Origin of the sequence: Sedimenticola selenatireducens DSM 17993 (assembly GCF_000428045.1) — a bacterium.
GTDB classification, from domain to species: Bacteria; Pseudomonadota; Gammaproteobacteria; order Chromatiales; family Chromatiaceae; genus Sedimenticola; species Sedimenticola selenatireducens.
Map to the genome: position 1 here is coordinate 24623 of NZ_ATZE01000011.1, position 12611 is coordinate 37233.

At 58.6% G+C, this 12611-nt stretch carries 12 protein-coding genes; 4 read left to right on the forward strand and 8 right to left on the reverse strand.

Annotation, left to right across the window (positions count from 1 at the left end; genetic code table 11):
* Window positions 1-76: 76 nt before the first annotated feature.
* Genes A3GO_RS23450 through A3GO_RS0110010 form a run of 3 tightly spaced genes read right to left on the reverse strand, consistent with a single transcriptional unit; the run spans window position 77 to window position 2822 of the window.
* Complete coding sequence (locus A3GO_RS23450; protein ID WP_051302131.1) at window positions 77-1699, reverse strand: 4Fe-4S binding protein; 1623 nt, start codon at window positions 1697-1699, stop codon at window positions 77-79.
* Entirely contained in the window at window positions 1696-2307 is a 612-nt protein-coding gene (locus tag A3GO_RS25330; RefSeq protein ID WP_051302133.1) for a DUF3306 domain-containing protein, read from the reverse strand. Before A3GO_RS25330 ends, A3GO_RS23450 begins: the two co-directional genes overlap by 4 nt.
* Complete coding sequence (locus A3GO_RS0110010) at window positions 2304-2822, reverse strand: DUF3305 domain-containing protein (RefSeq protein WP_029133276.1); 519 nt, start codon at window positions 2820-2822, stop codon at window positions 2304-2306. Before A3GO_RS0110010 ends, A3GO_RS25330 begins: the two co-directional genes overlap by 4 nt.
* Window positions 2823-3128: 306 nt before the next feature.
* Here A3GO_RS0110010 and moaA point away from each other — a divergent pair, with 306 nt between their 5' ends.
* Together moaA and A3GO_RS0110020 are read left to right on the forward strand one after the other, a co-directional pair.
* Complete coding sequence (gene moaA, locus A3GO_RS0110015) at window positions 3129-4160, forward strand: GTP 3',8-cyclase MoaA (RefSeq protein ID WP_037375115.1); 1032 nt, start codon at window positions 3129-3131, stop codon at window positions 4158-4160.
* A gap of 89 nt (window positions 4161-4249) precedes the next feature.
* Window positions 4250-4525 (forward strand): hypothetical protein, encoded by a 276-nt coding sequence (locus A3GO_RS0110020; protein ID WP_029133278.1) that lies wholly within the window; start codon window positions 4250-4252, stop codon window positions 4523-4525.
* A gap of 130 nt (window positions 4526-4655) precedes the next feature.
* On the opposite strand, the gene A3GO_RS23460 is transcribed toward A3GO_RS0110020, so the two are convergent.
* The 3 genes from A3GO_RS23460 to A3GO_RS0110035 all read right to left on the reverse strand — a co-directional run bounded on the left by A3GO_RS23460 (window position 4656) and on the right by A3GO_RS0110035 (window position 8380).
* Complete coding sequence (locus tag A3GO_RS23460; protein ID WP_084609991.1) at window positions 4656-5300, reverse strand: class GN sortase; 645 nt, start codon at window positions 5298-5300, stop codon at window positions 4656-4658.
* Window positions 5297-7498, reverse strand: a complete 2202-nt coding sequence (locus tag A3GO_RS23465) for a marine proteobacterial sortase target protein (RefSeq protein WP_051302138.1) — start codon at window positions 7496-7498, stop codon at window positions 5297-5299. Before A3GO_RS23465 ends, A3GO_RS23460 begins: the two co-directional genes overlap by 4 nt.
* Window positions 7499-7633: 135 nt before the next feature.
* A complete protein-coding gene (locus A3GO_RS0110035) occupies window positions 7634-8380 on the reverse strand; it encodes an OmpA family protein (RefSeq protein ID WP_157606779.1) in 747 nt (248 codons plus the stop codon).
* Window positions 8381-8726: 346 nt separating this feature from the next.
* On the opposite strand from A3GO_RS0110035, the gene A3GO_RS0110040 reads away from it, so the two are divergent.
* Window positions 8727-9629 carry a helix-turn-helix transcriptional regulator gene (locus A3GO_RS0110040; RefSeq protein WP_029133280.1) on the forward strand — a complete coding sequence of 301 codons (903 nt, stop codon included), beginning with the start codon at window positions 8727-8729 and terminating at the stop codon, window positions 9627-9629.
* 23 nt (window positions 9630-9652) lie between these two features.
* On the opposite strand, the gene A3GO_RS0110045 is transcribed toward A3GO_RS0110040, so the two are convergent.
* Both A3GO_RS0110045 and A3GO_RS0110050 read right to left on the reverse strand, forming a co-directional pair.
* Window positions 9653-9901 carry a hypothetical protein gene (locus tag A3GO_RS0110045; protein WP_029133281.1) on the reverse strand — a complete coding sequence of 83 codons (249 nt, stop codon included), beginning with the start codon at window positions 9899-9901 and terminating at the stop codon, window positions 9653-9655.
* 205 nt (window positions 9902-10106) lie between these two features.
* Window positions 10107-11510, reverse strand: a complete 1404-nt coding sequence (locus tag A3GO_RS0110050) for a sigma-54-dependent transcriptional regulator (RefSeq protein ID WP_335340032.1) — start codon at window positions 11508-11510, stop codon at window positions 10107-10109.
* Window positions 11511-11947: 437 nt separating this feature from the next.
* Between A3GO_RS0110050 and mobB the strand changes: the two genes are divergently transcribed.
* Window positions 11948-12523: a molybdopterin-guanine dinucleotide biosynthesis protein B gene (gene mobB / locus A3GO_RS23470; protein WP_051302140.1), complete on the forward strand. Its 576-nt coding sequence runs from the start codon at window positions 11948-11950 to the stop codon at window positions 12521-12523.
* Window positions 12524-12611: the final 88 nt, after the last annotated feature.

Genomic DNA, 12611 nt, shown 5'->3' on the forward strand with positions numbered 1-12611 from the left:
GCTATGAGCAATGGACGGGCCAACAGGCCCGGTAAAAAAGTGACCGATAAGGCGTAAAACAACCAAACCCGACCGCTCACTGGAGTGTTTCGCCCTTTACTCCCTGGGCCATGGCCTGGGGATCCTGCACGATATCCACCACGCGGCAATCCTCACACAGGGTCAGCCGGTGGCGAGCCTTGCTGTCCTGGAACATCCAGTGACCCTCCAGCTTCTTTAACATGTTTTCAATAACCGACCGGGTGGCAAAGGGCTTGCCGCATTCGCTGCAGCAGAAAGGGGGCTCCCGGTGCAGCAGGCGTATCCGGTTGCGTTCCTCCCGATCGAACAGCAGTCTTGGGGTGATCCAGATGGCATCCTCGGGACAGGTCCGGGTACAGATACCGCACTGCAGACAGTTGGCCTCGATAAAACGCAATTGAGGTTCATCCTCCCCCGCCAGCAGCGCCCTGCCGGGGCAGGCACCGACGCAGGCAAGACAGAGTGTGCAGGCATCCGCCTCCACCTGGGCGGTACCGAAGGGTGCACCCACCGTCAGATTGACCATCGGACGGGCCCGTGTGGACTGCTCGAACAGATGATCGATGGCCATGTAGGCGACCTGTCGTTTCCCGCCATTGGCAGAAAAATTGGCCGGAGTGATCGCTACCTGTGCGTTCTCGACATCAGCCGACAGACTCTGCTCATCGACCAGCCGAACAGCGCTGCCCGGATAACCCAGGGCCGCCAGTATCTCTCCAGCGCTCCCAATCTGCTGTTTAACCGCTTCCCCCACGCGCTCCGGCATCGCCCCCCGATCAAGCAGCAGCACCGATTCGGCGCCATAGGCCAACGCACTCAGCCAGGTCTCCAGTCCGACGCTGGCCAACTCCTCGACCTCAAGCGGGATCAGGTGGGGTTCAAGTGGCGGCGGCGCGCCGTCGGTATCCGCGCTGATCACCAGGACCGGATTCAGTCCACCCGCCTGCCGATAGGTCTTGAGTAACAGACGGACCTGCTCCAGGGTGTCCCTGGGTTGCGGGTAACTGTAGCGGATGGCGCCACTGGGACAGACGGTGGCGCAAACACCACCCCCCTGACAGCGATGAACATCCACGGTGACCTTTTCGATCAGCGAGCTGATCGCCTCGGCCGGACAGGCGTCAATACAGCGGGTACAGGCGATCTGCCCGGAACGCCCGTGGGCACAGATCGAGGCGTCGTAATTGAAGTAGCGTGGCTTGTCGAAAGTACCCACCAGGTCCCTGAGCTGTTCAGCCGCCTGCTCCAGACTGGGCTCATCGGTACCGCTGCAGAGATAACCCGGCGGCTTCATCGGCATGTCCAGCTGCGGTTCGGTTTCCAGATCCAGGATCAGATCCGCCGTGAGTAATTCGGCATTGGGTTTGCCCGGCTCGCCCAACTGTAGCCGGAACGCCCCCAGATGCCCGTCAATGCGCAATGTCCGCCCTGCCTGCGGGATTACCGGTACGCCGGGCAGCTCTTCACCTTCGGTCAACAGCACCTGCGCCCGTAACGGCGGTTGCAACCGGCTGGCAAACTCCAGCGCCTCGTTTCCGCCGATGATCACCACCCTGCCCCGGGACTGAAACTCGATCAGGTCGGTGGCCTCGACCTTGACGCCGGCAAGTGCGGCCAGGGCCGCTGCGCGGGCTCGCTCGTTGCGCACCCGGATGGTATCGGTTATCTGCTCACTCATGATGCCGTTCCATCGTCCGTTGTTAAGCCAGGTTGGCCATTGGCCGCAGAAATCGAATCATTCGCCCCGCTGCCACGGGGATGGGTATCGTCATGGGTCATGGCAGTCTGCCCCCTGGCCTCGGGTTCCGATTCCTGATCCGGGACCGGTGGCCGCTCTTCAGCAGCGGCAGTTGTCGGATCTGTCTGGTCCGACTCCATAGCCGCTTTCAGTCGCTCCTCCGCCATGGCCAGCTGATGCCGCATGTCCGCGGTGATGACGTCTCCCAGTTTGGTAAAACTGGTGTAATCGTCATCGTAATCATCCAGGCCGTCCCGGACATTGAAGGCCGCCTGATGAAACAGCTTACGCAACGCCTGCCGGCGCAACGATTCGCTCACCTTTTCCGACAGGAAACCGGTGTAATCGGATGTCTCGTCCAGAGATTCCAGGGGCGGCATATCCGCATCCGTGAGTGGCTGCTCCGAAACTTCCTCGGGAAGCGACGCCTCAGAGGACTCCGCGACCGCCTGGGGCGGTGATGCAGCAGCCCGCTTCAGGCGGGACCAGCGGGAAATAAAACCGCCGGGTGATTGACTATCCACGGCATCCTTCTCGCGTCCACTCATAACGCCGCACTCCCGCCAGTCTCCTTGCGCCAATCCGTCAAACGGCGCTTTTGCCTTTTTTCCGGCACAAAGTGATTCAGCACAAACAGCTCGCACCAGCGATAAAGCTCCGGCGGCATGGCAACCGCGTAGACGGTTTCGTCAACCTCCTCGCAGGCATTGGCCTGATCGAAACTGAGGCTGAGCAGAAAAGGGACCGGTGTGCCCTCCCCGTTCTCCCGGGCCATCACAAAACAGCGGGGCGTGGGGGAACAGAGGTTGTGGTAATAGCTCTCACACTCATCGGCATGCAGCTGCAGGCGGAATCCACTGTACAGGTAGTGGCATATTTCACCCTGCTGGTGCACCAGGCTTACCGCCTGCGGTGCCGCCTCCCACGGGGCGGCGGTGACGCCGACTGCCTCCCACAGATATGTTTGCCAGGGACTTGTCGCGGGTGATCGCTGCATCACTACCGACAGTGAGAAATCGGTTGGCGCCGGCCCATTCAGATCATCGACAGGTTTTTCGGACATCACACATCGCCTCGTATCCACTCTCCGTCAGAACTCCAACGCAAAGAACATACCAGCCGCTCTGCTAGCGCTCTTAATCAAGGACAGGTGGAACTGCCAGACCAGCCAAAGAACTAAATGCAATGAAAATTGCGGCAAAATGTCACAGCTAAACCTGGACATTGGGACAAATGGCACCAGTTGTCCCACCGGACAAACAAGCACCACCGGGACAACTTGACCGGCGGCCGCATGGAGCAATAACCCTAGTAATTAGGTATGGTATTTGCTCGGAGCTGACTCTACACTTTGTCTTGAGGAGTGGTTATGGATGAGTCAGAGTACATCAGCAGCAGTGCTACGACAGAGCGTCAGGGCCTGATCGACCGATTTGGCAGGGAGATTAAGTATCTGCGTATCTCGGTTACCGACCGGTGTGACCTGCGCTGTGTCTACTGTATGTCGGAGGAGATGCAGTTTGTACCCCGCTCCCAGCTGCTGACCCTGGAAGAACTCTACCGTATCGGCAAAACATTCGTCGAACTGGGGGTCAACAAGATCCGCATCACCGGTGGCGAACCCTTGACCCGCCGGAACATCATTCATCTGTTTCAGTCGCTGGGCCAACTGGATGGCCTGAACGATTTCACCCTTACCACCAACGGCACCCAGCTGCCGAAATATGCCAAAGCACTCAAGGCGGCCGGTGTCACCCGGATCAATATCAGCCTGGATACCCTGCAACCGGACCGTTTCCACGCCATCACCCGCACCGGTGAGCTGCAACGCACCCTGGATGGTATCGATGCCGCGCTGGATGCCGGTTTCGGGCGCATCAAGATCAATTCGGTTATTCTGAAACACCGTAATCACGACGAGGTGGTGGATCTGGTGCAGTTCTGCCAGGCGCGCGGCATGGATATAAGCTTCATCGAGGAGATGCCCCTGGGGATAATCAGCGAGCATGATCGCGCCGAGGCCTACTACTCCAGCGACCAGATTCTGCAGGATCTGCAACAGGTGTACTCCCTGCTGCCCACGACGGAAACCACTGGCGGTCCCTCACGCTACTACCGGATCAGCGACAGCGAGACCCGGGTGGGCTTTATCTCTCCCCACAGCCACAACTTCTGCGACAGTTGCAACCGGGTACGTATGACAGCCGAAGGCCGATTGCTGCTCTGCCTCGGTCAGGAACACTCCATGGATCTGCGCCGTGTACTGCGTGCACATCCGCTGGATGATGCACCGTTGCGCGCCGCCATACGAGAATCCATGAATATAAAACCCAAAGGTCACGATTTCGATCTCACCAGTCAACCTGTGCTATTCAGACACATGAACGCCACCGGCGGCTGATCGTAAAATCTGGTGATGTGAATCAACACACGTTCCTCCGTAACGTGCCATAGTTACACGTGAGAGTATCCAACCGGAGGAATCAACCCATGCTGACTTTTGAAGACTGTCTCGGCCTCTGTGAACTGGATGAAGATGAAATCATGGCCATTGCCGAGCATGAACATGTTCCGGAAATCGTCGCACTGGAGATGGCCCAGTATCTTATCCAACTACCGGACGGAACGGTGACCATCAAGCGCATGATAGTGGAGGATATCCAGCACGCCAGGGAGAACAACAACCTGGCCCATGCGGAACTGCTGCAAAGTGCGCTGAAGCATTTTATCGCCACTCACCCCGAGTTTGACGCATACCGCCGCTGATCCGTGCGCCCTGCTGACGAACGTCATTCCGGCGCTGGGACTGTTGCATGCTGAAATCTGAATCCCGCCTCATTTCATCGGATTTTGCCGGCCACAGGTTGAAGAAGGCCGGCGGAGTCTGTACTGGTTGTTACATATAGATCCTCTGTTGCTCTCCCGGATCAGCGAATAACGGTGCCTGAGGGTGCAACCCCGCACCCTTCAGGGGTATGGCACGAATTACGAAACGGCCCGTGCCTCCCGGCAACAGTGCATCAAAGGGGTAACAGGTGATCAGCGTGAGCAGGGATTGACCCTGATCCAGCAGCCAGAGATCGCCCTGGTCATGCACTTCCGCACTGACAACCGCATACATCAGCCTGGCACCACTTGCCGGTATCAGTTCAATCAGGTCACCCGGTTGCAGATCCCGGAGAAACCGGAAATGGGTGTCCCGGTGACCACTGAGCACACTGTTGCCATCCATACCGGGAGTGGCGGTTCCCGCAATATGTCCTGGTCCGAAAGCCAGAGTCCGGCCGCTGGCACCTGACAGGACAACTTGATCAACACCGAGCCGTGGCACCCTCAGCCGGGCCACCGGCCAGGTATCGGCCCAGGGCCAGGGGCGCACCCGCGCCTCACCCGCCTGGGTGGTCTCCCAGGCCGACTGCAGCAGATACTGGGCCAGCCAGGCTTTTGCCTTGATATATCCGCCCTCAGCAATCTGCCAGATACCGGCCAGTATCATCCCGACGACCAGCCAATGCATCAGGCGATCCCGGGACCGGTTCATAGAACATTCCCCCCATGCACCTTACCATCACTCACCGGTCCCACCCGCACCCCGAAGCCGACACCCGGCCAGCGGGAAAAGAGCACTCCGCAGGCCAGCAGCAACAGACCAACCAGGAGGTTCCATTCCGACGTCGTTGCCGTTTGCGGCAGGCTGCCGAACACCCTGGCCGCACTCCAGCCTTGCGGCAGGTTGGTCGGCACCGCCTTGTTTTCCAGCCCCTGATCCGCCGGTCGGGACGGCGTCTTGTCCACGGCCACCAGGCTGGTATAGCGACTCACCAGCCGGTGGGTCAAGGCAACGTCCAGCACCGCCTTGCGCACCTCGGGCTCGGCAACACCCTGCGCCCGCTGGTCCATCAGATCGGCGATCTTGCGACGGGCCCAGAGCTGATGCACCCCGGACCGTGCCGCCCCGCCCCGCAGGGTGACCTGCTGTTGCCAGGGGACGCCGGCGGCATCCCCCGTGAGGGTCAGCGGCAGGTTCGGTTGTTGCAGCTTCAGCGCCACCAGAACCGGCTCTCCCAGATAGAGATCGGGTATCCGCGCCGGCCACATCTCCACTGGCTGATCTTGCGGCCAGTGGATCTCGATATCGGTAAGTCGCGGCGTCTCCAGCTTGCTGAACAGGGCCGCCATCTTCTCACCCACTTCCGCCACCTTGCCGATGTAGGTGAAGGTGCCCCGACCAAACTGCGCCGCCCGGGTCATGAAAAAGCTGTTCGGTGCCGAGCCGATTCCCACGGTGAACAGACGACTGTCACCAAGTTGCTGATGAATCAGGCTGAACAGCGCCTGCTCGTTACCCACGCTGCCATCGGTGAGAAAGATAATCTGGCGCAACACCCCCTGCTCCGGCTGCTGGCCCAGGGCCAGTTGCAGCGCCGGCAACATCTCGGTCCCGCCATCCGCCACCAGTCGATCGACGTAAGAAAGGGCCCGCTGCAGGTTGTCCGCAGTAGCCGCCACGGCCCGGGAAAACAGCGCCGAGGTTTGATGATTGAACTGGATGACATTGAATCGATCGGCCGTTGTCAGCCGCTCCAGTGCCAGTTTGAGTGCGGCGCGGGCCTGGATGATGGAATCGCCATGCATCGACCCCGATGTGTCGATCACATAGATGACCTCCCTCGGCACACGCAGTGCCGTGGCCCCTGCCGGTGCCGGTGCTGGCGGCATCAACATCAGCAACGCATACTCATCACCCTGCCACTGTTCATTGAACAGTGCCGCCTGGGGCGCATTCCCTGGCGCGGGCACCCAGAGCAGCTCAAAATCCCGATTCGCCGGCACCTGCGCATCCTGCAGTGTCAACTGATAGATTCCCTGGGCATTTTTTTCTGTATTCACCGCATGATAGACGCTCTCCAGATGTGCCAGCGGCATACCCGGATCCAGCCGAATATGCATCGACACCGGATTGACCGGAGCTTCTGTCGGCGCCACCACCGGTGGCGTGATACGCGAGGCATCGGGCACTTCAGGGGTATCCCGCGCCCAGCCATTGCCCTGAAATGCCGTCACCTCAGGACTCCCCGATGGATATCCCGGAATATAGCGGGGTGCCACCACCAGTGGAAAACGGAGTCTGAACTGCCCCTGGCTGTAGGGAATCGCCTGCTGATACTCGATCTCCACCTGCACCGTCTCACCGGGTGCGATATTGGCCACGGCGGTGGTAAAGATATTCGGGCGCTCCTGGTCCAGCAGGCTGGCCTTTTTCCCTTCCCGCCTGGCCGCTTCGTAGGCTTTTCGCGCCTCGCCCTTTTCGCGGATCTCGCCCTCAATCAGGCGTTCACCGATACGCAACCGCATCCGGTCAACCGCCGCCTCCTCGGGCAGGGGAAACACGTAGCTGCCCTCCACCCATTCAGCGGCGGGATTCCTGAAGCGCTGACGCACCGTCACCCGCGCCAGCATGCCGCTGATATTCATCGCTACATCGGTATGCAGCACCGGCGCTTCCACGACCACACCGCCACTGGCCTGTTTCAGCAGCAGCGAACCACGCTGTACCAGGTCAGGCCGAATCCGTTCTGACTGCAGTGAGCCGACGTTGTCAGCCGCCTCCACCGGCCTGATGAAGATGAACACCAGTAACCCGAGCAACAGCGATGTAACAACACCCGCCAGCAGGGACGCCAGGGAGGTGAACCACATATCCCGTCCCAGATGATTAACCGGTTTTTGCTTTGGCATGACGATCCCCTTGGGTTTTTTTCGGTTTTTGGCTGAACCCGGCCCGCGGAGGCGGGGACAATCGGTAAAGTTCCCGGTTCATCGTCTCCGGGGAACAGTAGAGAAAGTGCTCACTCAGCGGTTGGATGAGCCGACTCATGAGGTGGCCCCCGACAGGAACCGGATCACCACCTGGCGGTCGTAGCCCAACCCCTCGCGGTCCTCGGCCGGATAACGCGCATCCGCCTCGCCATGCGCCTGCCGGACAATGCGCTCCGGGTCCACGCCATGCAGGATCAACTGCCGGCTGACCGCCTCCGCTCGCGCCACACTCAGATTCTGGTTGCCCCCCTCCCTGCCACGACGGTCTGCATGGGCATGAATCACTATCCGCAGCTCGCCGATAGTCCGCAGCGCCACTGCCAGATGTGTCAGCTCACGCAGATCATCCGGTTCCATGACGTTTTGCCCGGTTCGAAAATGGATGCGGTGGACAAAGCCGTTGGCTATGGCATCCAACTGCTGTTGATAGCTCGATTTTGCCGACTCCAGCCGTTGTGTCAGTTGCTGCACCTGCGATAGCTGTTGCTGTTCAAGCTGCTCCACCTCCTGCCGGGCACTGCGCAGATCGGATTCGAGCCCCGCACTTCTGCCTGCCAGCACACCCCCGGCGGCACCCAGGATAAGTCCCGGTGGACCAGCCAGGAGCGCACCGGCGATGGCACCGATTCCGGCACCTTGCCACTCACCCGCATAGTGAACGTAACCAGCCATCTGGTCGTCTTCACCAGCCTGCCACTGTTCCAACCCCAACGCCGTTCCCTGCCCCCGGGTCTGATAAGCATTGGCATTGCCAGCCAACATCACACCGACGATCAGGGAATTAACTACCAGTCTATTCATCACACGCTCCCGATTGGTCCAGCGCACCATCCCTGGTGAAGCAGTCATCCTGACTTGCGCCGGTTGCTTGTTATGTTGCGGACATTAAAAGGGAGTGGGATGGCAGGTGGATTTCCTTCTCCGGGCAATCTGCTGACGGATTCGGGCAAAATTGTGGCAATTTGTCCAAGCCGGCCAGCAGCATTGGTACAAATCTGACCACATTCGGGGAGCCGGTTTCGACAAACAGGCGGAAAAACCGACTAACTATCGGGAGAACGGATATAAAACCATCGCGGTATGAAATTTGCCTGAAGTATCAGGGCACATTCGAGCAAGACTAGAGAATCCACTGATGGCGGCCTTAATGTCACCCCACAGCGATGCGTTCATGAGTGTCAAGCAGGTGGCCGAATACCTCCACCTGAACGAAAAGAAAATCTACGCACTGGTCAATGAGGGCGGCATTCCGGCCACCAAGGTTACCGGCAAATGGATGTTTCCACGTGAGTTGGTTAACCGCTGGATGCTGGACTCGACTCACGGTGGCCTGCTGAGCGATCGGCTGGTGATCTCCGGCGGGGAAGACCCGCTGCTCTATCATCTGGTCCAGGAATTTGCCCGGGCGACGGGGGCGCATGCCCTGATCAGTTATACCCCTACCAGCACCCGTCTGGGGCTGGACCTACTGCAATCCAACCGGGTGGACACCTGCGGCATTCACTGGGGACCGGATACTGAAAGCCACATCCGTCACCCGGCACTGTTGAGCCAGTATCCCCAGCATCGTCAGTGGGTGCTGATTCGCGCCTTCAAACGGGAACAGGGACTGGTAATCACTCCGGCGATTACCGGGCGGGTCAAAGAGCCACAACCACTGTTTGATCCCCGGTATCGCTGGGTACTGCGGCAGACCGGATCGGGGGCACAGCGATTCCTGCTGGAGCTGCTGAGTCACTACGGCATCGACAAGGACCAATTAAACTGTTGCATCACCGCGCTGTCCGAACGGGAGGCAGCCGCCGCCATCGCCATGCAGCGGGCCGATATCGCACCCGGCACCCGAGCCACGGCAACCGCGTATGGCTTAGGTTTTATACCCTGTGGCTGGGTCTCATTCGATCTCGCCCTACCCCGGGCGATCTGGTTCAGAAAACTGTTTCAGGAACTCCTGACACGATTGAAATCCCAACCGTGCCAGGCAATGGCTGACCTGTTTACCGGCTACAACCTGGATGGTGCCGGAGAGTTGGTTTGGGGGGATGAATAACGGATGGAAACCCCGGCAGGCTCCTAGTCGAGATTTTTCAGACCTTTCAGGGCAATATCCAGCCGCTCTCCCTCCAGATACTGGAAGCAGCGGGCACTCCACTCATCGGGCGTCATACCGCCATCGGCAAGCATCGCCGAGACCACCTGCCCCCACTGGATCAGGTAGGCATTCGTTTCCAGCAGTTTGGTGTGCTGCTCGAGAATTTCCCGGCGTCTTTTATCCAGCTTCTCAAGCTCTCTTTCAACAAATAACCCATGCTCATCGGTCATGACAGTACCTTTAATTAATCGATCAATATCTTTGCGGTATTTGCATGGATAGTATCCTGACACCACAGCCTGCCTCAACTGACAGTCCATATAACTTTCGGAACCTGCAGCCGCAACGTCGACGGAATAACTTATTGATCACAGCCGACCAAAAACAGATTTCTGAACGGAAACACCAACAGCAAGAAAAAATCAACCGGGATACTCAGTCACCCCGTTTGCCGCGCTGCCCACTCATTTCCCAGGCCTGAACTTTTCTCTCCAGCGTCTTGCGCGATATACCCAACAGTCGCGCCGCGGCGGATTTGTTGCCCCCTTCGCGCTCCAGTACTCTGAGAATATGCCGCTTTTCCACACCTTCCAGCTGCAGATCGGCATCGCTATCCCGCGCTACAACTGCCACATCTGCGCTACTTGGCCGGGCCAGGCATTGACTGGGACTACTGTTGAGCAGCAGGCATCGTTCAATTACATTTTTTAGTTCGCGCACATTACCCGGCCAGTTGTAACTACTCAGGCAGGCCAGATCGCCAGCAGAAAATTCCGGCGGCTCAACCCCCAGTTCCGACGCCAGCGACTTGCTGAAGTAGTCGGTCAACACCGGAATATCGTCCAATCGTTCCCGCAACGAAGGCATACGGATGGAGAGTACATTCAAGCGGTAAAAGAGATCCTCACGAAACTCCCCGGAGCTCACCAGCTCACCCAGATCCTGGTTGGTTGCGGCGATAATCCGTACCACTACGGGAACCTCCTTGTTGGAACCGACCGGCCGCACCGTTCGATCCTCCAGCACGCGCAACAGATGAGCCTGCATGGAGAGCGGCATCTCGCCAATCTCATCCAGGAAAAGAGTCCCCTCATTGGCATAGGTAAACAACCCTTCACGCGCCTGATGGGCTCCGGTAAAGGCGCCCTTGATATGACCGAACAGCTCACTTTCCAGCAACTCGGCAGAAATAGCGCCGCAATTCACCGGCACAAAACTGCCGGAACGGCCACTCCACTGATGAATCGCCCGGGCGGCCAGCTCTTTCCCCGTGCCGGACTCGCCTTCAATCAGTACGGTCGAGGGCATGGGCGCAACCCGTTTGATCACCTGGCAGAGGCTTCGGATCAGCTCGCACTCCCCCACCATTCCCGACTTGTCAAAAATGTGCTCCACTTGGCGGCGTAGCACGAAATTCTCCCGCTGCATCTTTTGGCGATCCATGTAACGTTTCACCGAAGCCAGCATCTGCTCCATGCGAAAAGGTTTCATGATGAAATCCTCCGCACCGGCACGAAGTGCGGCGACGGCAGTCTCCAGATCGGCATAGGCGGTCATGAAAATCACCCCGGTTGCGGCTCCCTGCCCGCGCAATGCATTCACCCATTCAACGCCGGTGCGTCCCGGCAACCGGATATCCGCAATGATCAGGTCAAAATAGCAGCGATCATTCAGTACCTCGGCGGCGGCGGCACTGTCGGCAGTCTCCACCAAACCGAAATACTTCTGCAGCCCTCGCTGCAGAAAGCTGCGTATTTCCGGCTCGTGATCCACAATCAGTACCGAGGTCATGCGAGTGTTCGACTCAACCCGGTCTGGGTCCACTAGATGTTCTCCCACTATCATCACCTTGCTTCTGGAATCTGAGAATTAAAAAGCACAAGGAACCACGCGTCCCTGGGGACATATTGTTATTCTGATGCAAAAGGGTGACCGATCAGCCCATGCCTATCCGGACAGAAGGGTAAAATCTGCCCCTGCGCTCTCCAAGTATGGGACATTTTGTCACAATTGCCAGCAAGCACTCTTGGACAGTCTGACCTTACAGCGGGGGCATCTATCCCCCAGCCCGGGCGCAGAATAGCCAAACGGGTCCACCCACTCCGATAAACAGCCCGTTTTGTTGATTTTATTCTGACCAGCCAGAGGGAATACCAGGCAAGGTTGCATCAAATCCGACACTCTCGCCAATTGGCATTTTTATTGCTAAAACGTATAACAGACGATCAGTCTGAACACACTCTCGCGCCCTGAAGCCTGCCCAGGAGGCAAGACGTATGATTGAATTCCCGCTCCCGATCCTGGGATTCAGCGCCTTCAGTGGCACCGGAAAAACCACGTTATTAACCCGATTACTGCCGATACTGACAACGCAGGGCCTGCGTATCGGTGCGATCAAACATGCCCATCACCTGTTCGAGGTGGAGCATCAAAAAAAGGACAGTTATCAATTGCGCCAAACGGGAGCGGACCAGATGCTGGTGACGTCGCGTAACCGGATGGCCCTGATTACCGAACTGCAGACACGGCACCCGGAACCGACCCTGGCCGAACTGCTCAACGCCCTGAACCTCTCCACGCTGGATCTGGTACTGGTGGAGGGATTCAAAAAAGAGCGTTTTCCAAAGATTGAACTGCACCGACCCAGTCTGGGCAAGCGACTGCTGTATCCGGATGACCCCGATATCATCGCCATCGCGACTGATGGGCATCTCAGTACCCGGCCGTGCCATATTCCGGTGCTGAATCTCAATCAGCCTGACGAAATCGCCGGTTTTCTCCTCGACTACTGTTTTCAGCAACCGGGACAGCCATCTCATTTGCCGCCGCTGCTTGGGCAACGGCGACTGTAGCGATCTCCCGCATAGACTATACCGGCGCATCGTCCAAAACAGGGCGGAGCGTGCCGGCAGCCATAACCCCGGCACCCACGGGTGCCCA